Source organism: Oribacterium sp. KHPX15 (assembly GCF_900107835.1).
Lineage (GTDB): Bacteria > Bacillota > Clostridia > Lachnospirales > Lachnospiraceae > Oribacterium.
Window position 1 is genome coordinate 1 of sequence record NZ_FNRG01000002.1, and the last position, 25,784, is coordinate 25,784.

Below are 25,784 nucleotides of genomic sequence, written 5' to 3' on the forward strand. Positions count from 1 at the left end.
GCTCTTTTAAACGCTGATCTACCCATGCACGCGGGTCTGTGCAATTATGCAGAGCCATGATTTCTTCATCGGTCCCAAGACGCTCCACAACTTCTGATGAACGTTTTCCATCACGCTTTATCGAACGAATTATGTAGTATATTTTCCCGGATTTAGTAATACGCATATCGAATTCTCCAACAACAGAATGAATCTGATATAATTATATCAGAAATTACGCAATTACGCATTACAAATATTTGAAATTTGACAAAAAAATAAGGCGTGGAGCGCCTCCTGGGGTTTTGGGGTGTCAAAGACCCGGAACTGTTACCGCTTGTCGAGAATTATTTCAGAAAAAAATAATCAGAACTTGACACATCTCCATTGCTTTGCTAAGATTTCATTTGCACAAAAGCGATGCGTGGCTCAGCTTGGTAGAGCGCTGCGTTCGGGACGCAGAGGTCGCAAGTTCGAATCTTGTCGCATCGACTAAAAAAAAGAGTTTTGGGTTTGCCAAAACTCTTTTTTTGTGCCCCGTGGATTGAAGGGTGATATCAGCCATAACATATAATTAATTTTACAAGGTAACGGTGATGCGCTATCATGAATAGGTAAAAGTAAGTGGGTGTCAAAGCTGTTTGTCACCCACTTATGGCGTGTTTAAATTCACATTAACAAATCATCCAAAGGAGCTTCGCAAACTAATGAAAAAAGAAACAAAATGCATTGAAGCCGGCTATACACCAAAAAATGGCGAGCCACGCATGATACCTATATATCAGAGCACCACCTTTAAGTACGATACAAGTGCTGATATGGGAAAGCTTTTCGATTTGGAGGCTGAAGGATACTTCTATACAAGACTTCAGAATCCTACCAATGATTACGTTGCTGCAAAGATCGCATCCCTTGAGGGCGGAACAGCAGCAATGCTTACATCTTCAGGTCAGGCGGCAACATTTTTCTCTGTTTTCAATTTGGCAAGTGCAGGAGATCACGTTATCGCATCTTCCAGCATCTATGGCGGAAGCTTCAACCTTTTTAATGTCACCATGAGGAAAATGGGCATAGATTTCACTTTTGTGGATCCGGAATGCTCAGACGAAGAGCTGGAAGCAGCATTCAAGCCAAACACAAAGTGCGTTTTCGGAGAGACCATCGCAAACCCCGCTCTGATAGTTTTAGACATTGAGCGTTTTGCCAATGCTGCCCACAAGCATGGCGTTCCTCTGATCATTGACAACACCTTTGCAACACCTATTAACTGCAGACCCATCGAATGGGGAGCAGATATCGTAACCCATTCAACCACAAAGTACATGGACGGTCACGATGCAACAGTAGGCGGTGCAATTGTTGATTCCGGAAACTTTGACTGGATGGCTCATGCCGACAAATTCCCGGGCCTCTGCACACCGGATGATTCCTATCACGGTATCACCTATGCAGAAAAGTTCGGAAAAGCAGGCGCCTTCATTACAAAGGCCACAGCACAGCTCATGAGAGACCTTGGCTCTATACCTTCACCTATGAACTGCTACATGCTGAACCTCGGACTTGAGTCCCTTGCTGTCAGAATGCAGAGACATTGTGAAAATGCACAGAAGGTTGCCGAGTTCCTTCAAGCTAATGAAAAGGTAGCATATGTAACATATCCGGGACTTGAAGGCGACAAGTATTATGAGCGCGCTAAAAAGTACATGCCTGACGGAACCTGCGGAGTTATTTCCTTCGGTGTAAAGGGCGGAAGAGCAAGCGCAGAAGAGTTTATGAAGCGCCTTAAGCTCGCCATCATCGCAACCCACGTTGCCGACGCACACACCTGTGTACTTCACCCTGCATCCTCAACTCACCGTCAGATGACTGATGAAGAGCTTCTGGCAGGCGGAATCAAGCCTGACATGATCAGACTTTCAGTCGGTATCGAGAATGTTCAGGACATAATTGATGATTTAAGCCAGGCACTTGATGCTTGATGATCATCCTCAGGCATTTAATGCTTTATCATCTTATACAGACACTTGATGCTTTTGCTCATACACTTAACTCTTGACGATAGAGCACAAAACCTTTAAAATTTTATAGTCATAATATGCCCTTGGTATGGTTGGGCGTTTCTACAAGCTGCCATTTACAGCGTCTTATGACTTTTTTTGTCGTAAGCAAACTGCAAATGGCAGCTTTTTTAAGGAGAAAATCAATGAACACTAATTTTGACGTTATAATAATCGGCGCGGGACCTGGAGGTATTTTCGCGGCTTATGAGCTTATGAAACTGGACCCTCAGCTTCAGATCGCAGTCTATGAATCCGGCAATCCTCTGGAAAAGAGAAAATGTCCCATAGATGGAGACAAGGTTAAGTCCTGTATCAATTGTCCTATCTGCTCCATCATGAGCGGTTTCGGCGGAGCAGGAGCCTTCTCTGACGGCAAGTACAACATTACCAATGCTTTCGGCGGAACTCTCTATGAGCACGTTGGACGTGACAATGCCATCGAGCTTATGAAATATGTAGACAACATTAACATGAGCCACGGCGGAGAGGGCACAAAGCTTTACAGCACTTCAGGATCGGAATTTAAAAAGAAGTGCATCCAGAGCAAGCTCACACTCCTTGATGCATCAGTAAGACACCTGGGCACCGACAAGAACTATGTTGTTCTCAAGAACATGTATGAGGAGATGAAGGATCACATCAAATTCTTCTTCAGAACACCTATCGAAAAGGTTGAGAAGCTTGAGGATGGCTACGAGGTATCTTTCAAGGACGGTAAAGCCACCTGTAAATACTGCGTCATCTCTGTAGGCCGCAGCGGCAGCAAATGGATGCAGTCTGTTTGTGACGAGCTTAATATCCCGACCAAGTCAAATCGTGTTGACCTTGGTGTCCGTGTAGAGCTTCCGGCAGTTGTATTTGAGGATATCACCAGTGCACTTTACGAAGGAAAGATCGTTTACCAGACCCAGAAATTTGAGGATTCTGTACGTACCTTCTGTATGAATCCACGTGGTGCGGTTGTTAATGAAAACACCAACGGCATCATCACAGTAAACGGTCACAGCTATGAGGATCCTTCCCTTCAGACAGAAAATACAAACTTTGCGCTCCTTGTAAGCAAGCATTTCTCAGAGCCCTTCAAGGACAGTAACGGCTACGGCGAAAGCATTGCCCGCCTCTCCAACATGCTGGGCGGAGGAGTCATCGTTCAGAGATTCGGAGATCTCGAAAGAGGACGCCGCAGTACGGTTAAGCGTATAGAAGAGGGAACTGTGAGACCTACCCTTAAGGCTACCCCCGGTGACCTGAGTCTCGTTCTTCCGAAGCGAATCCTGGATGGAATCATCGAGATGATCTATGCTCTCGACAAGATCGCTCCGGGCACTGCCAATGATGACACACTGCTTTACGGTGTTGAGGTTAAGTTCTACAATATGGAAGTTTCTGTTGATGAGAAGCTTGAAACCATTTATCCCGATCTCTTTGTAATAGGAGACGGCAGCGGCGTTACCCATTCTCTTTCACATGCTTCAGCAAGCGGAGTATATGTAGCAAGAGAGATTGCTGAGAGGATTAAATAAATAACAGTTCAAGAGAATCCTTAAGGATTCTCTTTTTTTGTAGCAGAGTTTTGGTTATACATTCTATGAAGTTATAATATATATTGTTTTCATAATTGCTGTTGCATTTTGATTGTGCAAAAACTATAATTTTATTTAATTACAAGCGATATAAGCTTATGAGTTAATTACTATATTTTGGAGGATTTTAAAAATGGCAGAACCAAGATTATTTTACGAAAAAGACTGTGACATATCTTTCCTTAACGGCAAGAAGATCTGCATCATCGGATACGGATCACAGGGACATGCACATGCACTCAATCTCAAAGAGTCAGGCTGTGATGTAGTCGTAGGTCTTTATGAGGGTTCAAAATCAAAGGCTAAGGCAGAGTCACAGGGTCTCACAGTACTTCCTACAGCAGAGGCTGTAAAGCAGTCAGACGTCATTATGATCCTCATTAACGACGAGCTTCAGGCAAGTATGTACAAGAAGGATGTAGAGCCAAACCTTAAGGCCGGCGATATGCTCATGTTTGCACATGGCTTCAATATCAACTACAAGCTCATCGTTCCTCCTGCAGACGTTGATGTAGCTATGATCGCTCCTAAGGCACCGGGACACACAGTTCGTTCAGAGTACCAGGCAGGAAAGGGAACACCTTGTCTCGTAGCTATCCATCAGGATGCTACCGGTCATGCACTTGACAAGGCTCTTGCTTACGGCGCAGGCATCGGCGGCGCACGTGCAGGTATCCTTGAGACAACCTTTAAGACGGAGACAGAAACAGACCTTTTCGGTGAGCAGGCAGTTCTTTGCGGTGGTGTTTGTGCACTTATGCAGGCAGGTTTCGAGACTCTGGTTGAGGCAGGCTATGATCCAAGAAATGCTTACTTCGAGTGTGTTCACGAGATGAAGCTTATCGTAGACCTTATCTATCAGTCAGGTTTCGCAGGCATGAGATATTCCATCTCCAATACAGCTGAGTTCGGTGACTATGTAACAGGTCCGAAGATCGTTACAGAGGATACCAAGAAGGCTATGAAGAAGATCCTTTCAGACATCCAGGACGGAACATTTGCATCAGAGTTCCTTCAGGATATGAATAATGGTCAGGTTCACTTCCAGGCAATGAGAGCAAAGGCTGCTCAGCACCCTACAGAGACAGTTGGTGCAGATATCAGAAAGCTTTACAGCTGGAACAACGAATCTGACAAGCTGGTAAATAACTAATTTAAATCTCTAGAGCTATAGAGCATCCATTATAAAACGGATCGCTTCAGTGGAAAAATCTAAAACAGACCCCCTAAGAACCACTAGGCCCTCGCCAATGTCAGATATTTTCTTTATGAAAAATCTGACTTGGCGAGGGGGCTAAGGAAAAGGAAACCAAGTGGTTCTAAGGGGGTCTATTTTGATTTTTCTCACTTCAGCTCAACGTTTTATAATGGATGCTCTATAGCTCAATCTACATTTGTTTCAACCTCGACATTAAGTGATTTTCTGAAAGGAGAACAATAATGCTGGAAATACTTGACCATCTCATCTTATACAACAATGTAAAACATGACCGGACTCTGAGGACTCTGGCGAAGGCGGAGAATCTTCTGAGATACAATGAGGAACAGTCTGTTCAGGAGCTTCTTTCAGAATGCCTGGATGAAGTTCACTACATCATGGAGACCGCAACAAAGTATGGTTTCACCGAGAATCTCTGGGCAGCCTACATTAGCTTTCTCATCATGAATGATGAAAATCCTCTTGCGCTGGTTTCAGAAAATGCTGTGATCCCGAAGGGCTCTGCCTCAGAAATAGCTCTCAGCGACTGCAGATATCTCATGGATCTTATCCATTATGATTTCTCTTTCCTTGAGCTGAAGCTTGGGATCAGCTGTATGAAAAAGCTGCAGACCTATAAGGCTGTGCAGAAGCACGAGAGAATGTACTACAGCTACATTTCAAAAACCGTAAACTCTCTGAAAGTCAGGCTTCTCTCGGCCGGTACTCGGGAGCGCTTTTATGATGCCATCTCAGAATACTATGAAAACTACGGCGTCGGAATGTTTGGTCTCAATAAAGCTTTCCGTATCAGAAATAATATTGACGGTTCTCCTGAGCTTATCCCTATCAACAACCTGGAGTCGGTAAACTACGATGACCTTGTGGGTTATGAGCTGCAGAAGAAGCAGGTCTATGACAACACCCTGGCTTTTGTGGAAGGGAAGAGCGCCAACAACGTGCTTCTCTATGGAGATGCCGGAACCGGAAAGTCCACCACCATCAAGGCGACCCTCAACGAATTTTATCCGAAGGGTCTCAGACTTATCGAGATCTACAAGCATCAGTTCAAAGATCTTTCCTATGTGATATCAAAGGTTAAGACCAGAAACTATAAGTTCATCATCTATATGGATGACCTTTCCTTTGAAGATTTCGAGATCGAATACAAATACCTTAAGGCAGTCATCGAAGGCGGCTTCGAAACAAAGCCGGACAACATCCTGATTTATGCCACCTCGAACCGCCGTCATCTCATAAAGGAAAACACAAAGGACCGTGACGATATGGGAGTAGGCGGAGATGTATTCCACTCCGACACCCTGGAAGAGAAGCTTTCCCTTGTGGACCGCTTTGGTCTCAACATTCTTTACACCAAGCCAAGCATGCAGGAATTCCAGCAAATTGTCATCAATCTCGCAAAGAAATATCACATTGATATGGAGGAGAAAGAGCTTCTTGCCGCTGCCAATGTCTGGTCCGTGAGAAAGGGCGGCCACACCGGAAGAGTTGCACAGCAGTTCATTAATTCCCTGAATCCTGGAAAAAACGCCACACCATAAGTTTTGAACCTGCCGAAAGAGCAGCCCGGTCTACAATCCCAAAGCATAACAGCTATAACTTATAGCATAGCTCTTATAACTTATTGATTGTTGACATGCCGTACTTAGAAAGTCATAATTATTTTATATTTTAATGAAAGGCACGCAAAGAAGCATGAATAATTACAGTGTTATACTAGCAGTCATTATTATTCTCGTGAACATTATTGTCATTAGCAATAATGCTTATTTGTGTAAAGCTTTTCAGGAGAAATAAAGTCATGACGCGCTTTTGAACCTTGCAGCTTTACAACTGCAAGGTTATTTTTTTAGCAGTGTTTCTTTACATTGCCTGATCTGTAAAAGCCGTCAAAAATCCATGATATTTATTTAAAATAGTTGTATTATTATATTTGTGATTTATAGAAAAAAACTTATTATTTCCGCGATAAAGCCGTCACGCGGGCGCTGTGTAAACACAAACGCACATGTGACGGCTAACGCGAAATCCAACAGGTGTCTGTTGGATTCTACAGCGTTTTAACGACTCATATCATAGGATTATTTTCACCTTAAAAGGAGAACAAATATGAGATTAAAGGGAGCACAGATTCTGATTGAAGAACTCGTTAAGCAGGGCGTTGATACCGTATTCGGTTATCCAGGAGGGGCGGTTCTCGACATCTATGACGAGCTGTATAAAAACAGTGACAGGATCAACCATATCATTTCAGCTCACGAGCAGGGCGCCTGCCATGCAGCTGACGGCTATGCCAGAGCCTCAGGCAAAACCGGAGTGGTTATCGCAACTTCCGGTCCGGGTGCCACCAATCTTGTTACCGGCATAGCCAATGCAAACCTTGATTCAGTTCCGCTGGTTGCCATCACCGGTAATGTTTCCATCAATGCTCTGGGCCGTGACAGTTTCCAGGAAGTAGACATTGTGGGCATCACCCAGCCGGTGGTTAAGCACAATTTCATGGTGCGTTCGGTTCAGGAACTGGAGCAGACCATTAAGGAAGCGTTTCTCATCGCAAACTCCGGAAGAAAGGGTCCTGTACTTATAGATATTCCAAAGAATGTCCAGACCGATATGTGTGAGTACGGCATCGCAGTTGTTCCCCGCATGCCGGATAAGCCAAAGGTTCCTTACGTAAAGGAAGCTGCTCTTGAAGCCATCAGGAACTGCCACAGACCATTCATATATTGCGGTGGCGGCGTTCTCGCTTCAGGTGCAGAGAAGGAAGTTCTGGAGCTTTCACATCGACTGGATGCACCGGTAGGCCTCAGCATGATGGGCAGAACAGCCATCCCGGATTCCTACGAATACAATCTCGGAATGTGCGGAATGCACGGACAGTATGCAGCCACAAAGGCTCAGGCAGAATGTGATCTGATGCTTGCCATCGGTGTTCGTTTCTCAGACCGTGCCACAGGAGATATCGGTGAATATACAAGAAAATGTACTGTCATTCACATTGACATAGACAAGGCTGAATTCGGAAAGAATGTAAGCCCCGATGTCTGTCTCCAGGGTGAGATAAAGGGTATCCTTCAGGATCTTCTCAAGGACATCCAGGGGGTTCGTCACAAGGAATGGAGAGAAGAGGTTGAAGAGTTCAAGAAGACCAGAATCCCGGATCGTCCCGGAGAATTCTGTCCGAAGAATATCATCGAAACTGTCAGAAAGCATACACAGGATGACACGGTTGTTGCCACGGATGTTGGACAGCACCAGATGTGGACAGTGCAGTTCTACGATTTCGAGCAGCCCCGTACCTTACTTACTTCAGGTGGTCTCGGAACCATGGGCTACGGTCTCGGCGCTGCCATCGGAGGCTGCATCGGTTCAGGGCGTAAGAGAACAGTTCTTTTCACTTCGGAGGGTTCCTTCGGTATGAATCTGAATGAGCTTTGTACAGTGGTAAGCCAGGAGCTTCCTATCACAGTTGTAATCCTTGACAACAATGTTCTAGGAATGGTACGTCAGTGGCAGGGTATTTTCTATGAAGGCAGATATTCCCAGACTACTCTCGCAAGAAAGACAAACTTTGCAGCCCTTGCGGATGCCTTCGGCTCAAAGGGTTACTCTGTATCAACTCTTGAGGAGCTTGAGAAAGTACTGGAAGAGACCGATAAAGATCCGGCAGGATCCTTTGTTATCGACTGTCATATAAGCGAGGATGAAAAGGTTCTTCCTATGATCCCGCCCGGAAAGTCCATAAAGAGCATCATCCTGAAGGATTAAGGCCTCATTCCCCGATGTGATCGGGGAAGCTGCAGGTTGAAAGCATTTATAATGATATTTCAAAGCAGTTTAGTACAGACTGCCGAAAACAATATATTGAAAGGAACGAAGCTAATCATGGAAGAGAAATTTATCATTGATCTTTGGGTAAATAACCGCTTCGGTGTGCTTAACAGAATTACAGGTCTTTACTCAAAAAGAGGCTACAATATCGAAACAATCCACGCCGGCCCGACGGATGTTCCCGGTGTGACCAAGATAGAGATCGTTTCCACCGGAGACGATTATATGAGAACTCAGGTAATCTCACAGCTTGAAAAGCTTTACGACATCAGAAAAGTTGACCTGAGAACTGAATTCAAAGAAGACTAAACCAATAGAGGGCACTATCCCTCAAACTCATCCTCAGAGACCAATCAACATATTGCATGGAAAGCTCTCTGAGATTGAAATCAATCTACGATTTTCGAGGCTTTCACACAGAAGATCAATTCTTCAGGAAAACACCCAAAGATCGCAAAATTTGGGAGGACTAAAAAACATGAACGAACTTACACTAGACCGCGTATACCAGGCAGCTCACGTACTTAAGCCTGTCATCAACAAAACCGAGCTTGTACACGCAACAAGAATCGATGCAGGCTGCGACCTTTATCTGAAGGCTGAAAATCTTCAGAATACAGGTTCTTTCAAGATAAGAGGTGCTTACTACAAGATCTCAACCCTTTCACCGGAAGAGAAGGCAAAGGGAGTCGTTGCCTGTTCCGCAGGAAATCATGCACAGGGCGTAGCATTGGCAGCTCAGAGAGCAGGCATCAAGTCAACTATTTTCCTTCCTGCCATCGCACCTATTTCAAAGGTTGAAGCCACAAAGAGCTTTGGTGCCGAGGTTCGCATGATTGATGGTGTTTATGATGATGCCTATGCAGCATCTGTTGCATATCAGAAAGAGTCAGGCGCTGTATTTATCCATCCTTTCGATGACATCGATGTCATTGCCGGACAGGGAACCATCGGTATGGAAATCTGTGATCAGCTTGCAGATGCCGATGCAGTTGTAGTTCCCATCGGAGGCGGTGGACTCATTTCAGGTGTAAGTTTCGTTGTTAAAAAGCTGAACCCTAACTGCAAGGTTTACGGTGTTCAGGCAGATGGTGCTCCAAGTATGGCTGAGGCCATTAAGAACAAGAAGATCGAGCCTCTCAAGACAGTTCATACCTTCGCAGACGGCATCTCTGTAAAATGTCCCGGTGATGTAACTTACGATATGGTAAGCAAGTATGTTGATGAGATCGTAACCGTTACAGATGATGAGACAGCTGCTGCAATCCTTACACTTATGGAGAAGCAGAAGGTGGTTTCAGAGGGTGCCGGTGCGGTTTCAGTAGCCGCTGTTCTTTTCAACAAGATCCCTGTAGCAGGCAAGAAAGTAGTCTGCGTAGTATCAGGCGGAAATATCGACGTTAACATCCTTTCACGAGTTATAAACCGCGGTCTCATCAAGACCGGAAGAAAGGCCGACCTTACTATAGAGCTTCTGGACAAGCCGGGTCAGCTTGAGGAGGTTTCACACATCGTTGCGTCCATGGGTGCCAATGTCACAAAGGTTGACCATAACTCCATATCCATGGGAACAGACATCAACGGTTGTTACCTCACTCTCCAGATGGAGACCAGAAACTTCGAGCATATCGAAGCAATCCGCCAGAAGTTTGTGGAGGAAGGCTTCAAACTCATAAACAGGCCTTGAAAGGAGATTCCCTCATATGACAGGTGCAGACGCTTTAGTTAAATGTCTTGAGCAGGAACAGGTTGAATATGTTTTCGGCTATCCAGGAGTAGCTATAGCTCCGTTCTTCAATAGCATCCTAGACAGCGACATTAAAACCATACTTGTTCGTCAGGAGCAGAATGCTGCTCATTCGGCCAATGGCTATGCCAGAACCACAGGAAAAGTCGGAGTTGCTGCGGTTACTTCGGGTCCCGGTGCAACCAATATCATCACCGGAATAGCAACAGCTTTTGCTGACAGTATCCCTATAGTAGTCATAACCGGGCAGGTTAACAGTCAGCTGGTGGGTTCGGATGTGTTCCAGGAAGCTGACATCTGCGGTGCCTGCGAATCCTTTGTCAAGTATTCTTATATCGTAAGAGATGCAAAGGATATTCCCCGTATCATGAAAGAGGCATTTTATATCGCAAGCTCCGGAAGAAGGGGACCTGTTCTCATTGATATTCCTATCGATATCCAGAAGACGGAGATCAAAAATTTCCATTACCCTGAGGAAGCCAAGCTCCGTACATACCGTCCGACAGTCAAGGGTAATGCCGTACAGATAAAGAAAGTCTTCGCAAGACTTAAGGATGCCGAAAGGCCTATTATCTGTGTGGGCGGAGGCGTTCACCTCGCTGCAGCAGAAGAGGCAGTTCGTACCTTTGCAGACAAAAACAAAATTCCTGTTGTCTGCACCATGATGGGAATCGGTGTAATGAAATCTTCGGATCCCATGTTCTTCGGAATGGTGGGCAATAACGGAAACTCTTATGGAAACAGAGCCATGAATGAAGCAGACATGATCATCATGGTAGGTGCAAGAGTTGCGGACCGATCCATCAGCCAGCCTGATCTCATTACAGAAAACAAGACCCTGGTTCATATCGACGTGGATCCTGCGGAAATAGGCAAAAATGCAGGTCCCGAGATTCCTCTGGTTGGTGATATAGCAAGCGTTTTCGAAGAATTTAATCAACAGAAGAACGATGCTGATTATCACGAATGGGTTGATGTATTGAAAAACTACAAAAAGGAATCCGAAGACAAAAAGCTCAAGAATCTGCTTGAAAGAGTGAGAAAGTCTGAGCTTGTAACACCCGAAGAATTCGTTATCCAGCTCAGTACCAAAATTAAGGATGATGCCATCTACGTAGCTGACGTCGGCCAGAATCAGATGTGGAGCTGCGGTAATTACGTAATGCGTAACGGCAAATTCTTCACCTCCGGCGGCATGGGAACCATGGGCTATTCCGTACCGGCAGCCCTGGGAGCAAAACTTGCCGATCCGAAAAAGCAGGTTGTTGCGGTTGTTGGAGACGGCGGCTTCCAGATGTGTATGATGGAGCTTGCCACCATGCGTCAGTACAATGTTCCTGTAAAGATAGCCGTCATCAAAAACGGATGGCTGGGACTTGTAAGACAGTATCAGCATTTTACCTACAATGACAGATTCTCTGTAACGGATCTCTCCGGAAGTCCCGAGCTTGACAAAATAGCCGAGGCTTACGGCATGAAATATATAAGAGTTTCAAATAACAACAGCATCGACCCGGGTCTGGAGGAATTCCTTAAGATGGATGAATCTGTTCTTATGGAAGTTGATGTTGATCCATCTGAGATATCTTAAGGAGGTCCGAATGAAACGAATATATTCATGTCTTGTAGAGAACCGTTCGGGTGTACTTGCAAAAGTAGCAGGTCTTTTCTGGAGACGATGCTTCAACATCGATTCACTGACAGTTGGAGAAACAGAAGATAAAAACATTTCCAACATGGTCATCGTTTCAAGCGGAGACGAGCGGACTCTTGAACAGATAGAAAAGCAGTTAAACAAAAAACTTGATATCATAAAAGTAAAAACCTTTGACGAAAGCGAAGGACTGTCCCAGGAACTGGTACTCGTTAAAATAAAGTATAACCGTGACAACCGAAAAGACATCATGGAAAACTGCCAGATCATGGGGGCAAGGATCATCGATCTCTCAAAGACCATGATGACCATAAAGATGTGCGATACTCCCGAGCGTGTCCAAATGTTCCTTGACACCCTCAAGTCCATCCGCATCATCGAGCTTGCCCGCACCGGAACCCTGGCGATAACAAAGATAAAAGAGCAGGGAGAATAAAAATAATTTATGATGGCGAATTCCATCTGTACCAAATACTTTTTTATATCAGATTTTTTCTAATTCAAAAAATAAACGTATAAGGAGACTAACAATCATGGAGAAAGTTACAACAAGTAATGCACCGGCTGCAATCGGCCCATATTCACAGGCTATGAAGGTAGGAAACCTCGTTTTCTGTTCCGGCCAGATCCCAGTAGATCCCACCACAGGAAACGTACCCGAAACCATAGCTGAACAGGCAGAGCAGAGCTGCAAGAACATCAAAGGCCTCGTAGAAGCTGCCGGAAGCTCAATGGACAAGGTAGTAAAAACCACCTGCTTCCTCAGCGACATCAACGACTTTGCAGCCTTCAACGAAGTCTACGCAAAATACTTCACTTCAAATCCCGCCAGATCCTGCGTCGCCGTAAAGGACATCCCAAAGGGTGTTAAATGCGAGATCGAAGCCATCGCTGAACTGTAAATCAAAACTATCCTTGCCGCCCCTCTGTGGCGGCATTTTTTATACCTTACGATACATAAATTATGGCTTACAAACGCCTTACACTCTGTAGCGTAGCTTGCTCAAATGGTCGCAATATATTGCGGATAAAGCCCGAAAATGCTATTATTTATTTATAAATTTTTTATAATATGGGGGCAAATATGAGCTGTATACGTGAAGAACTTGAAGAACTTGAGCGGATCACATTGTCACCCTATGCAGCCCTGTCAGCCGAGTCCTCAGGCCGTGATACATACGAAGATCCTGATGACATCCGCCCATGTTATGAACGTGACAGAGACAGGATATTGCATTGTAAAGCCTTCAGAAGACTCAAACACAAAACACAGGTATTTATCGCTCCCGAAGGAGATCATTACCGCACCAGATTAACCCATACCCTGGAAGTAAGTCAGATTGCCCGCACCTTTGGAAAAGCCTTAAGACTCAATGAAGATCTAATTGAAGCCATAGCACTGGGACATGATCTCGGTCATACTCCCTTTGGTCACAGCGGAGAACGGATCCTTAATGAGCTTTGCCACAAAGGTTTCTCTCATGTTGAACAGAGTGTACGTGTTGTTGAAGTGATTGAAAAAGGCGGCAAGGGGCTGAACCTCACAAAAGAAGTAAGGGATGGTATACTTAACCACCGCACCTCAGGTCACCCTCATACTCTTGAAGGACAGGCCGTTCGTTTTGCAGATAAGATCGCCTATATCAATCATGATACCGATGACTCCATACGTGCGGGACTTATAAAAGAAAGTGAGATCCCAAAGGAGATCACCGATGTTCTCGGACACTCCGTTAAAGAACGACTTAACACGCTCATTCATGATGTTATATACAGCTCAAAAGATAAAAATGAGCTCATAATGTCACCCAAAACAGAAAAGGCGATGCAGACACTACGTCAGTGGATGTTTGATCACGTGTATATAAGCGGAGAAGCCAGAAAAGAAGAGATCAAGGTTCACCGTATGATCAGTCTTCTTTTTAAATACTATATGGAGAATCCGGGATCCATGACCAATGAATACATGGGCATGCTCGAGAATGCTCTTTCCGCCATCAGTAAAGATGACCCTGATAAAGAAAACAAGATCCGGCTGGCACATGAGAGAAGTGTATGTGATTACATTGCCGGCATGACGGATGATTACTGTATATACAAGTTTAAAGAATATTTTGTCCCCATAGGATGGCAGAAATTCTAACAGGAGCCGGATAGACCGACATACATTTGTCAGCCAAAAATAACAAAAAAACATGCTTTGAAGAGTCGGTCAGAGGTGCATCTGTGTGTCAGATATCAAGGCTCCAAAAGCAGCGTTAATAGATGAGGAGATTCACCTTGCGTTATTCTGATGAAATACTTCAGGAACTCCGGTCACGGGCAGATATAGTTGACGTGGTCGGAAAGTACGTGAATTTAAAGAAAAAGGGAGCCAATTACTTTGGGCTGTGCCCATTCCACGGCGAAAAAACTCCATCCTTTTCCGTTAACCCCAGGATGCAGATATTTCACTGCTTCGGCTGCGGTAAGGGCGGAGATGTGATCCGATTCACCATGGAATACGAGAACCTTACTTTTCCCGAGGCTATCCGAAAAGTAGCGGATGATGTAGGCTATAAGCTTCCCGAGATAAATCAGTCGGAGGAAGAAAAAAAGGAAAATGACCTCAGGGTTCAGCTCCTTGATATCAATAAAAAGGCTGCGGTCTATTTTTACAATGCTCTGCGGGACAAAAAAGGCCAGATCGGCATGAACTATTTTAAGAAGCGTGAGCTCAGTGATGAGACCTTACGGCTTTGGGGGCTCGGCTATGCGGATCAGACCAGAGACGGACTCTATCAGTACCTTAAGTCCGCAGGATATTCCGAGGATTTACTCCATCAGTCCGGACTTATTAATTACTCGGAAAAAGGAATCTATGACAAGTTCTTTAACCGTGTCATGTTCCCTATCATGGATGCCAATAACAGGGTTATAGGTTTCGGAGGCCGTGTTCTCGGTGACGGAGAACCGAAATACCTGAACAGTCCCGAGACAAAGCTCTTTGAAAAATCAAGAAACCTTTTCGGTCTGTGTTACGCGAAGAAATCCAGAAAGAAGTATTTCATTCTTTGTGAAGGCTATATGGACGTTATCCAGATGCATCAGGCAGGCTTTACCAATGCCGTTGCCTCTCTGGGAACCGCACTTACCGACCAGCAGTGCCGCCTTATAAAGCGATATGTGGATGATGTTATATTAACCTATGACTCGGACGGTGCCGGTATCAATGCAGCCAAAAGAGCCATGCCAATGCTTCGGGCCGTAGGCATTAACACAAGAGTCATAAACCTGAAGCCCTACAAGGATCCTGATGAGTTTATAAAGGCAATGGGCGTTGAAGCATTTCAGGATCGCATAGACAATGCGAAAAACAGTTTCCTGTGGCTCATAGATGTAATAAAGCAGGATTACGATCTTTCCGATCCTGCCGGAATGACACAGTACACAAATGAAGTAGCCTCAAAGCTTAGTGACATAAAAGAACCTATCGAAAGAGAAAACTATGTGAAGGCCGTTGCAAGAGAGCAGCTTATCGACCTTGACAGTCTGAGAAAGCTTGTGAATAACATGAGCGATCTCAGGGAACGTCAGTCATCACCTCTTAATGAAAGGATGTATACTCAGACAAACTTCACTCCAAAGGAGGACAAGGTTCGCAGGAAGGAAACGGCTCTGCAGAAATCAGAGAAGCAGCTTATAACCTGGCTTCAGGAAAAACCTGAGCTTATCCCGAAGGTTCATGAATTTATACTTCCGGAGGATATGAGTGATGAAATCATGGGAACGGTTCTCACCATGGTTTATAACGAAACTCCTGCCAATGAGATTCTTGACCGGTTCCGTGATTCAGATGAGGACTATGAGAGAGTGGCAGGCATGTTTAACGGAAATCTTCTTTCGGAGGATACCGACGAAAATGAATTTAAGCGGGGGCTTGAAGACATCATCAGAAACATTAAACTCACCTCACTTAATACGAAAATAGAAAACGAAACAGATCCGCACAGACTTACAGAGCTTTTCAAGCAGCAGTCGGATCTTCAGAACCTTAAACTATAATGACCAATTTACCTGACAGACTTAAAAAAATCGTGGAACTGGTTCCGGAGTCAGAAACGGTGGCAGATATAGGCTGTGATCATGCTTATGTTTCCATCGAGCTGGTTTTGCAGGGGAACGCCAAAAGAGCTCTCGCCTGTGACATCAATGAGGGACCGCTTAGTTCCGCAAAAAGTAATATTATAAACGCCGGTCTTGCAGACAAAATAGAAACACGACTAAGTGACGGATTAAAAGAGGTTTTGCCTCACGAAGCAGACACCGTAGTCATTGCCGGCATGGGCGGACTTCTGATGGAAAAGATACTTCAGGACCGCCTTCGGGATTTTGATACTTTTATTCTTTCACCGCAATCGGATATAGAACATTTCCGGCACTTTCTCATAGATAACCACATGATCATCAAAGACGAGGCGATGCTCATGGAGGATGGGAAATATTATACAGTGATGACTGTTATTTCACCTGATAGTTCCTTGGAAGAAGAACCATCAGCCGAAGACTTCTATAAAAACGAAGAAGACTTCATCTATGGAGGAATTTTGCTGCATAGGAAGGATGAAACACTTCATAAGTTTCTTCTGAAAGAGAAGAACCGATATGAAAGCATCCTTCAGAAAACGCAGAATGTTTCAATAAAAGAAGCACATAAACACTGTTTAAAAGCATTGGAGGGGTACTTATGTTAACAGTAGGGGATATTGCAGACAGACTTGACCTTTTGGCACCACCGGCTTCAGCCTGCGAATGGGATAATCCCGGACTTCTTGTGGGCAGAAGAGACAAAGAGGTTTTCAGAGTATGTGTTGCACTGGACGCAACCATGGATGTAATCAGTGAAGCCATTGAATCCGGCTGCGACATGATTGTAACTCACCACCCGATCATTTTTAAAGGAATCAAATGCATAAATGACAGCTCGGCTCTTGGAATCAAGCTCATGGATCTGATTCATAACGATGTAGCTGTTTATTCTATGCATACAAACTATGACAGCTGTCCCGGAGGCATGGGAGACATAGTATGCGAGACACTTGGCTTCGAGAAATCCAAGATCATGGACCCCACAGGATATGTTCCCGTGGGTAACGAAAACGGAACCCCGGAAGGTCTCAGCATTTCTGCCCCGGAGCTCGTAACTGATAATTCCGGAAATACTGTCGAAATAAAAGAATATGGCATCGGATTTGTTGCAAAGCTTCCCAATGTCATGACCTGTGATGAACTGGCTCAGCTTGTGAAGGAAAAATTTGACCTTCCGTTTGTAAGCTTTTATGACGCAGGGGCACCAATTAAAACTATCGCCTGCTGTCCGGGTTCAGGCAGAAGCGAGCTTAAAGAAGTATTGTATCTTCATGTTGATGCATTTATAAGCGGTGATATGGGGCATCATGAAGGAATCGATCTTAACGAAGAAGGTGTAAGTCTCATCGATGCCGGACACTATGGTCTGGAGCACATCTTTGTTGAGCATATCGGAAATTTCCTCAGAGACAGTTTTCCTGAGGCTGACATCGTCAAGGACTACTACCGTTTTCCGGCCAAGGCCCTGTGATTTTTCATAGTCTCCGCTTATTGATCCGGATTTCATGAGAGCGATATACTTCACATCTTAAAAACAACTATAGAAAAAACTATCCCAGGATTTCCCGCAGCTTTCCGGGGAATCCTGTTTTTGAAAAAAAGTCCAACAGCTGTTTACGAACGGAGTTTATTATGATCATTACATTAAACGGAGATAACTATGAGTTCCCGGAGGGCACAACCTTTCTTGATATGGCAAAAGAATTCCAGTCACTTTACAAGGAAGATATCTTACTTGCCAGATTTAACAGCGTATTATATGAGCTTTTTAACCCCTGTAAGGAAGACGGGAATATACAATTCATAACCGGACGGTCAAAGATAGGCCAGATGACCTATGAGCGTTCAGCCATCTTCATGATGCTGAAGGCTTTCTATAAGCTGTGTTCCGACGTAAAAGGTTTTGAAGTTATAGTAGACTATACCCTGGGACGTGGATACTACTGTCACCTGAACGGAGGCGTGGAAATCACGCCTGAGCTTCTGAAAAAGGTCAAGGATCAGATGGACGTTTATCACGAGATGAATATCCCCATCACAAAAAGCTCCATGAGAACCAACGAAGCCAGGGATTTTTTCCGTAAGGTCGGAATGCACAGTAAAGAAAAGCTTTTCCGTTTCCGTATGACTGCCAATGTTAATGTTTATGACATGGACGGCTTCAGGGATTACTTCTATGGATATATGGTTCCGAGTACAGGCTATATAAAGTCCTATGATCTTATACAGTACGGTGAAGGATTTGTATTGCTCCTTCCATCCCGTCAGGAACCTGATAAGGTAACGGATTTTGTCCCCTTTGATAAGCTCTATAACGTTCAGCAGACCTCCTCAAAGTGGGCAAAAAAAATCGGCTGCTCCTGTATCGGATCACTGAATGAAATGGTAGTGGACGGTCACTCCGATGACCTCATCCTCATGCAGGAGGCACTGTTCGAGAAAACCATCGGCAACATCGCCATGGACATAGAAGAGAAGAAGAAAAAAGTGGTTATGATCGCGGGCCCCTCAAGCTCCGGAAAAACCACTTTTTCAAGACGCTTAAGCATTCAGCTGAGAGCTTTGGGTCTCAACCCTCATCCTATTTCCGTTGATAATTATTTCCGGGATCGCGAACTTGCTCCCCTGGATGAAAACGGCAAGAAGGATTTCGAATCCATAAAGTGTGTGGATGTTGAGCTTTTCAACAATGATATGCTGAAACTTCTGGAGGGAGAAACCATCCAGCTCCCGAGGTACAATTTCTTCACCGGAAAGAGAGAATACAAGGGTGATTTCTGCAGATTAAAACCAAATGACGTTCTGGTCATCGAAGGCATCCATTGCCTGAACGATGAAATGTCCTATGCTTTATCAAAAGACGCTAAATACCGCATATATATCTCAGCCCTGACCCAGGTCAATGTTGACAGCCACAACCGCATCCCGACAACAGACGGTCGTCTCCTGAGACGTATAGTCCGTGATAATCGAACCAGAGGCTATAAAGCCAAGGATACCATCGCCATGTGGGAAAACGTGCGAAGAGGAGAGAACATGAACATCTTCCCCTATCAGGAAAGCGCAGATGTCATGGTTAATTCCAGCATGATCTACGAGCTCCCGGTACTGAAGATCTTCGCAGCCCCCTTACTCTTCCAGATAAAACCCACCGATCCAGAATACCAGGAAGCCAAGCGCCTCCTGAAATTCCTGGACTACATCCTCCCCATCAGCCCCGAGTTAATACCCCAGAATTCAATTATTCGCGAATTCATCGGTGGCAGTTGCTTAGACGTAGGATAACCAATACGTATATTGGAAAAAATGCAAGGGATCAGGCTAGCCAATACGTATATTGGAAAAAATGCAAGGGATGTGTGGCTAGGCTTGCGAGTTGAAAGAACATCCTGCTCGAAATGTACGAACCAGATGCACATAGTGCAGCTGGGGCGAACATTTCGAGCAGGATGTCCTTTCAATCTCGTGGGCCGCCACGCATCACTTGCATTTTTTCCTCGCCACCTATCCCTTGCATTTTTTCCTTGCAATGTAAACCATTTAATAGTACACTCTAGTCTCGAGTATCGGATGTGGTCGCTGCCAGTATAAGGGAAACCGGCTGGGAGAGGAAAGTCCGGGCTTCACAGAGCAGGATGCCTGCTAACGGCAGGTTGCGGTGACGCACAGGAAAGTGTAACAGAGAGTAGACCGCCGGTTTCGACCGGTAAGGGTGAAAGGGCAGTGTAAGAGACTACCGCACAACTGGTAACAGCTGTGGCATTATAAACCCCATCTGAAGAAAGACCAAACAGGAAACATATGGCTGCTCGTCAGTTTCCGGGTAGGTTGATTGAGACGTATGGCAACATACGCCCTAGATAGATGACCACTTGATACATAACCCGGCTTATTACGATACTCGATTGTTTTAGACAGTTAAAGAGGATGTGAAAATGAGAGATCATTTCCACATCCTCTTTTTGATGTACAAAAAACACAAAAATCACTTAACCTTTTATAGATACTTTGAAGAAAGCATTAAATAAGAAATGGATTCATATGGAAATTAAGACTAATAAATGAACTCAAACTCATAGGATCAGAGTTTTTTGCCGAATAGACATTAAAATTTACCGAATAGGCGAGAATCATTGTGCCAATAATGCATTAATGGTACAGTAAATCTATCAAAAAAAACGTGAACAAAAAGAAATTAGAAAGATTCCTAAAAAATTTCGACTAAGACAGGAGGATAAGAAAATGTCAGAGAATAAGAACATGGAACTTAATGATGATATGAAAGTATGCTGATTCCTTCATAATAATCAATTCAATGTCACGTTAAAAGGAGCCTCTTTAAAAAGGAGACTCCTTACTTTTTAATTCCTTTTGCAAAGGTAAAGGCTTATATCATGAAAAAAAACATAGTTATTAAACAAAAGAATAATGTCGAATATAGAGTCAAAGCTTATTGTGCACTTTTTCAATAGAATTATATTAATATTTCCGTATTTTATCCTTAGATTAAATCTCTCAATACGAGGTACTGCCTGATGGAAAACAAAACCATATTCCGAGATAAATCCATAGAACGGATATCCTCACCGGATCAGCTTAATGACTACATTAAACTGGCAAACCCCGGTGTCTGGTTCATCCTTCTGGCCATACTTATCCTGCTGGCCGGAGCCTGCATCTTCGGCACTGTAGGGCATATTGACTCCTATGTTCCCGGAGTAATGATTTCAGAAGACAACCATGCCGTATGCCTCGTTAAAAAGGAATTCGAAAACCGTTTCTCCGGAGATATGTTTATAAGATCAAACGGAAAGGAATATAAAGTATCCCTTAGTGATGCAAAGCCCATAGCTCTCACTCCCGATTTTGATTCCTACGCGCTTTTTACCGGAAACATGCAGATAGGCGAGTGGGTATATGAGGTTACTGTTGACGGGGAGATTGCTGAAGGCATTTACGAAGTGCAGCTTGTAACCGAAAAGATCTCACCACTTTCATTTTTATTCGGTAAGCAATGAAACATACTAAACTTAAACAACCTACACAGGGAAAGGTGGCAAAGGTACCTTTTATCATGCAGCTTGAAATGCTTGAATGCGGAGCTGCCTGCCTTGCCATGATCCTGGCTTACTATGACAAGTGGATACCACTTCCTCAGGTACGTCGTGACTGCGGAGTGTCAAGAGACGGTTCCAATGCACTAAACGTTATGAAGGCTGCAAGGAATTACGGGCTTAATGCCACCGGCTACAGATATGAGCCTGATTACCTTCGTGACAACGGAACTTTCCCCTGCATTGCCCATTGGGGTTTCAATCACTTTGTAGTGGTAAACGGATTCAAAAATGGAAAGGTATCTTTAAATGACCCCGCAAAAGGAACCATACTTGTTTCCATGGAAGATTTCGATGAGAATTTCACCGGGTTATGCATACTCTTTTCCCCATCAGAAACATTTGAACCCGGCGGAAAACAACGATCCACCCTTGATTTTGCAAGAAGCAGACTGACAGGCTGCGGCATTGCCATCGCCTTCGTTGTGCTTACAAACATCATATATTCCCTGATCGGAGTTATAAACCCGGTTTTTTCAAGGATCTTCATGGACCGGCTTCTGACAGGAAAGGATCCCGGGTGGCACATTCCATTTATCCTTGTTATGTCAGTGTTTGCAATCATACAGATAGTGTCACAGCTCATACGAACAGTTTATTCCCTTCGTATAAACGGTAAAATGGCAGTTCAGGGCACTACCTCCTACATGTGGAAGGTTCTTAATCTGCCCATGGATTTCTTCTCTCAACGATATGCAGGCGATATACTTCAGCGAAGGATGGGTAATGCTTCCATTTCGAATTCATTGATAAACACCTTTGCACCGCTTTTCCTTAATGCATTCATGATGGTTTTCTACCTTGTGGTAATGCTTAAGAACAGCGTGCTGCTCACGATGATCGGTATATCATCCATTGTTATAAATATGCTGATAGCCCGTATCATATCCAGGTACAGGGTGAACATCTCAAGGATACAGATGCGAGATGCAGGAAAGCTGGCAAGCTCCACTACAGCAGGCATAGAGATGATCGAAACCATTAAATCCAGCGGTGCAGAAAACGGATACTTCCAAAAGTGGGCCGGCTACCAGGCAAGCGTCAACACCCAGAAGGTTCGATTTGCAAAGCTTAATCAATATCTGGGAATCCTTCCCGGAGTGGTATCTGCCGTGACCAATACCCTGGTACTTTCAATGGGCGTCCTTCTGGTGATACAGGGTAAATTTACTCTTGGTATGGTCACCGCCTTTCAGGGATTTCTCAGTTCCTTCTCGGCTCCTGCGGAAACCTTTATCTCCACAGGGCAGACCTTACAGGAGTTAAGGACTGAGATGGAACGTATAGAAGATGTTATGGAATACCCCGAGGATAAAAACGGTGCTTCAAAATCAACCGTAAAAGCCGAAGTATACAATAAGCTCAGCGGTGATATAGAGCTGCGTAATGTCACCTTCGGATATTCAAGGCTTGCAGAGCCGCTGATCAAAGACTTTTCATTAAAGCTTTCACCCGGAATGAGGATTGCCTTCGTTGGCGAAAGCGGCTGCGGAAAGTCAACATTGGCAAAGATACTTTCCGGTCTGTATGATCCATGGGAAGGCGAGATCCTGTTTGACGGAACTCCCCTTAAAAAAATCGATAAAGACGTGTTCAAGGGTTCCCTTGCGGTAGTGGATCAGGACATCATTATGTTTGAAGATACGATTTCCGCAAATATCAGAATGTGGGACAGTACCATCAAGGATTTCGAAGTGATCATGGCTGCCAGGGACGCTCAAATCCATAAGGATATAATCGCAAGAGAAAATGGCTATGATTATAAAATGAGTGAAGGGGGTAAAGACTTCTCGGGAGGTCAAAGGCAGCGCATGGAGATCGCCCGGGTTCTTGCCCAGGATCCAACCATCATAGTTCTTGACGAGGCCACCTCAGCCCTGGATGCAAAAACAGAATATGATGTTGTGAAGGCCATAAAGGACAGAGGCATTACCTCCATAGTTATAGCACACAGGCTGTCCACCATAAGAGATTGTGACGAAATAATCGTCCTCAAAAACGGAGAAGTAGTGGACAGAGGAACCCACGATGAGCTTTTCCAAAACAGCGACTATTACAGAGAATTAGTACAAAGCGAGTAAGATATATGGGTTGGTTTGATGATCAAATAAAACAGAGAAAACAAAAAGATGCTCAGGCTTTTGATCGCGCCTTCCGAAACATCGCAGGAGCTGTTACAGGTATAAAGTACAGAGCATCCACGGAGGAGGAATCCGACGTAGAAGACAGTGCGATAAACGATATCCTTCAGCACCTTCATATCCCTAAGAAAGAGCTGCCCGAAAATTTGTTTTCCATAGAGGATAAGCTTGATTATGCTCTGCATCCTCATGGGGTTATGCACAGGGCGGTGAATCTTACCCCCGGGTGGAGCAAGGATGCCTACGGGCTGATGCTGGGATTTAAGAAGAAGGATAATTACCCTGTCGTACTTATCCCTTATGGCCTCAGCAGCTATAAATATTATGATGATACCTCTGATAAATACCGGATTGTCACAAAGAAAACCGAAGCTATGTTTTCCCAAAGGGCTTACGCCTTTTATAAACCCTTCCCGCTTAAAAAGCTTTCCTTACTGGAGCTTTCAAAATATATCCTTGGTGTCATCGATATTTCAGATTATGTGATGGTATTCCTGACCACACTGGCATTGACTCTTGTGGGGCTTCTTACTCCCAGGATCAACCTCTTTCTGTTCCGTAACGTAATAGACAACGGAAAGATATCACTTCTTGTGACAACTGCAATGTTTCTTTTATGTGTGTCCTGGAGTACCCTTATTTTCAGTGCGGCAAGAAATCTCATTTCCACAAGGATAGATACCAAAATGAGTATCTGTGTTGAAGCAGCTACCATGATGAGAGTGTTGTCATTACCGGCAGACTTCTTTAAGAAGTTTAGTTCCGGCGATCTTGCAGCAAGAGCAAATCATGTTAACTCATTATGTTCCACGCTGGTTTCTGTGGTGCTGAACACGGGCTTAACTTCGGTATTCTCCTTGGTCTACATATTTGAGATTTTTGCCTTTGCACCGGGACTTGTGATACCGGCTCTTTCCATCATTATCATCACAGTGGGTTTTTCAGTTATATCATCTCTGGTACAGATGCGGATAACCAAAAAACAGATGCTGCTTAGTTCTCAGGAAAATGGTATGAGCTATGCGGTTGTTTCCGGAATCCAGAAGGTTAAGCTTACCGGCGCGGAGAAGCGTGTTTTTGCAAGATGGGGAGACCTTTATTCAAAAAATGCCGAGCTTCTGTATAATCCGCCTTTGTTCATAAAGATCAACGGTGTTATAAGCATAGCCATAACCCTTATCGGTACTATTGTGATTTACAATCAGGCTATAGTGAACCATGTGTCCCCTGCTGAGTACTACGCTTTTAATACAGCTTACGCAATGGTCTTCGGAGCCTTTATGGCACTTTTCAGCGTAGCGATAACGGCCGCAAACATTAAACCTACCCTGGAGATGGCTGAGCCGATACTTAAGGCGGAACCTGAGATTTCCGGAAATAAGGAAAACCTGTCAAGACTATCCGGAATGATAGAAATCGTAAACCTCAGCTTCAAGTACACTGAAAACTCACCGATAATCATTGACAACCTTTCCCTGAAGATAAACCCGGGACAGTATGTTGCCATCGTGGGAAAGACCGGATGCGGAAAATCCACACTGGTGAGACTTCTCATAGGTTTTGAAACACCAACAAAAGGAAACATATTCTATGACGGAAAGGATCTCTCTACGGTGGATCTTAATTCCCTCAGAAAGCATATCGGGGTTGTTACTCAGAACGGAAAGCTGTTTTCCGGCGATATATACTCCAATATCGTGATTTCGGCTCCTCAGCTTACTCTTGATGAGGCCTGGGAAGCTGCAAAGATCGCAGGCATCGACGAAGACATACGCCGTATGCCTATGGGTATGAACACACTTATTTCAGAAGGCAGCGGAGGCATTTCGGGAGGGCAGCGGCAGAGACTTATGATAGCGAGAGCCGTGGCACCGAAGCCGAAGATACTTATTTTTGACGAGGCAACCTCAGCTCTCGACAACATTACCCAGAAAAAGGTAGCCAATGCTCTCGACCGGATGAATTGCACCAGGATCGTCATTGCCCACAGACTCTCAACCATAAAGCAATGCGACAGAATTCTGGTATTCGACGGAGGTCATATAGTCGAAGACGGAACCTATGATGAGCTTATAGCACTGAATGGTTATTTTGCAGACCTTGTTTCCCGTCAGAGACTGGATAAGTAAAACCTGTATTGGAAGTACCCCTTAAACTTCAGACACTGCAATGACCGAATAGACATGAAAAACAGCCGAATAGACATGAAATATTGTAGGGTCAACCTATACATGGTAAAGTCGAATCATGAAGAAACGGAATCTTCGAATGATTCTATAGAACAGCCGGCAAAATTCTAATAGCCACTTAGATCTGCATCTGTATGTC

The 25,784-nt window shown here is 44.4% G+C and carries 18 protein-coding genes, 1 tRNA gene, 1 other RNA gene and 1 riboswitch; all 20 genes read left to right on the forward strand.

What is annotated here, in order from left to right:
• The first annotated feature begins 397 nt into the window (after window positions 1–397).
• Window positions 398–471 (forward strand) — tRNA-Pro (locus tag BLV86_RS01395).
• Window positions 472–686: 215 nt separating this feature from the next.
• Complete coding sequence (locus BLV86_RS01400; protein ID WP_090814875.1) at window positions 687–1,958, forward strand: O-acetylhomoserine aminocarboxypropyltransferase/cysteine synthase family protein; 1,272 nt, start codon at window positions 687–689, stop codon at window positions 1,956–1,958.
• An 89-nt stretch (window positions 1,959–2,047) separates the two neighbouring features.
• Window positions 2,048–2,146, forward strand: a riboswitch (purine riboswitch).
• A gap of 36 nt (window positions 2,147–2,182) precedes the next feature.
• Window positions 2,183–3,562, forward strand: a complete 1,380-nt coding sequence (locus BLV86_RS01405; protein ID WP_031548673.1) for an NAD(P)/FAD-dependent oxidoreductase — start codon at window positions 2,183–2,185, stop codon at window positions 3,560–3,562.
• 193 nt (window positions 3,563–3,755) lie between these two features.
• Complete coding sequence (gene ilvC / locus BLV86_RS01410) at window positions 3,756–4,775, forward strand: ketol-acid reductoisomerase (RefSeq protein WP_031548671.1); 1,020 nt, start codon at window positions 3,756–3,758, stop codon at window positions 4,773–4,775.
• 287 nt (window positions 4,776–5,062) lie between these two features.
• Entirely contained in the window at window positions 5,063–6,382 is a 1,320-nt protein-coding gene (locus tag BLV86_RS01415) for an ATP-binding protein (RefSeq protein WP_031548670.1), read from the forward strand.
• A gap of 568 nt (window positions 6,383–6,950) precedes the next feature.
• Window positions 6,951–8,609: a biosynthetic-type acetolactate synthase large subunit gene (gene ilvB / locus BLV86_RS01420; RefSeq protein ID WP_090814876.1), complete on the forward strand. Its 1,659-nt coding sequence runs from the start codon at window positions 6,951–6,953 to the stop codon at window positions 8,607–8,609.
• 117 nt (window positions 8,610–8,726) lie between these two features.
• Window positions 8,727–8,981: an acetolactate synthase small subunit gene (ilvN, locus tag BLV86_RS01425; RefSeq protein ID WP_029201126.1), complete on the forward strand. Its 255-nt coding sequence runs from the start codon at window positions 8,727–8,729 to the stop codon at window positions 8,979–8,981.
• 169 nt (window positions 8,982–9,150) lie between these two features.
• Complete coding sequence (ilvA, locus tag BLV86_RS01430) at window positions 9,151–10,359, forward strand: threonine ammonia-lyase (RefSeq protein ID WP_031548630.1); 1,209 nt, start codon at window positions 9,151–9,153, stop codon at window positions 10,357–10,359.
• Window positions 10,360–10,375: 16 nt separating this feature from the next.
• Window positions 10,376–12,010, forward strand: a complete 1,635-nt coding sequence (gene ilvB / locus BLV86_RS01435) for a biosynthetic-type acetolactate synthase large subunit (RefSeq protein ID WP_090814877.1) — start codon at window positions 10,376–10,378, stop codon at window positions 12,008–12,010.
• A gap of 10 nt (window positions 12,011–12,020) precedes the next feature.
• The gene (gene ilvN, locus BLV86_RS01440) at window positions 12,021–12,509 is read left to right on the forward strand and encodes an acetolactate synthase small subunit (RefSeq protein WP_029201123.1); all 489 of its coding nucleotides are present in this window, start codon (window positions 12,021–12,023) and stop codon (window positions 12,507–12,509) included.
• 97 nt (window positions 12,510–12,606) lie between these two features.
• Window positions 12,607–12,975, forward strand: a complete 369-nt coding sequence (locus BLV86_RS01445) for a RidA family protein (RefSeq protein WP_090814878.1) — start codon at window positions 12,607–12,609, stop codon at window positions 12,973–12,975.
• Between the two features lie 182 nt (window positions 12,976–13,157).
• Entirely contained in the window at window positions 13,158–14,216 is a 1,059-nt protein-coding gene (locus BLV86_RS01450; protein WP_090814879.1) for a deoxyguanosinetriphosphate triphosphohydrolase, read from the forward strand.
• Window positions 14,217–14,353: 137 nt separating this feature from the next.
• Window positions 14,354–16,117 carry a DNA primase gene (dnaG, locus tag BLV86_RS01455; RefSeq protein WP_090814880.1) on the forward strand — a complete coding sequence of 588 codons (1,764 nt, stop codon included), beginning with the start codon at window positions 14,354–14,356 and terminating at the stop codon, window positions 16,115–16,117.
• Entirely contained in the window at window positions 16,117–16,806 is a 690-nt protein-coding gene (locus BLV86_RS01460; protein WP_090814881.1) for a tRNA (adenine(22)-N(1))-methyltransferase, read from the forward strand. Before dnaG ends, BLV86_RS01460 begins: the two co-directional genes overlap by 1 nt.
• Window positions 16,800–17,672 carry a Nif3-like dinuclear metal center hexameric protein gene (locus tag BLV86_RS01465; protein WP_090814882.1) on the forward strand — a complete coding sequence of 291 codons (873 nt, stop codon included), beginning with the start codon at window positions 16,800–16,802 and terminating at the stop codon, window positions 17,670–17,672. The genes BLV86_RS01460 and BLV86_RS01465 overlap by 7 nt, the downstream gene beginning before the upstream one ends.
• A 161-nt stretch (window positions 17,673–17,833) precedes the next feature.
• Window positions 17,834–19,486, forward strand: coding sequence for a nucleoside kinase (locus tag BLV86_RS01470; protein WP_031548616.1), 1,653 nt, complete (start codon window positions 17,834–17,836; stop codon window positions 19,484–19,486).
• Between the two features lie 275 nt (window positions 19,487–19,761).
• Window positions 19,762–20,109, forward strand: an RNA gene (gene rnpB, locus BLV86_RS01475) — RNase P RNA component class A.
• Window positions 20,110–20,736: 627 nt separating this feature from the next.
• Window positions 20,737–21,219 (forward strand): hypothetical protein, encoded by a 483-nt coding sequence (locus BLV86_RS01480; RefSeq protein ID WP_090814883.1) that lies wholly within the window; start codon window positions 20,737–20,739, stop codon window positions 21,217–21,219.
• Complete coding sequence (locus BLV86_RS01485) at window positions 21,216–23,396, forward strand: NHLP family bacteriocin export ABC transporter peptidase/permease/ATPase subunit (protein ID WP_090814884.1); 2,181 nt, start codon at window positions 21,216–21,218, stop codon at window positions 23,394–23,396. The genes BLV86_RS01480 and BLV86_RS01485 overlap by 4 nt, the downstream gene beginning before the upstream one ends.
• 5 nt (window positions 23,397–23,401) lie before the next feature.
• Window positions 23,402–25,585 carry an ATP-binding cassette domain-containing protein gene (locus BLV86_RS01490; RefSeq protein ID WP_090814885.1) on the forward strand — a complete coding sequence of 728 codons (2,184 nt, stop codon included), beginning with the start codon at window positions 23,402–23,404 and terminating at the stop codon, window positions 25,583–25,585.
• The last annotated feature ends 199 nt before the right edge of the window (window positions 25,586–25,784 follow it).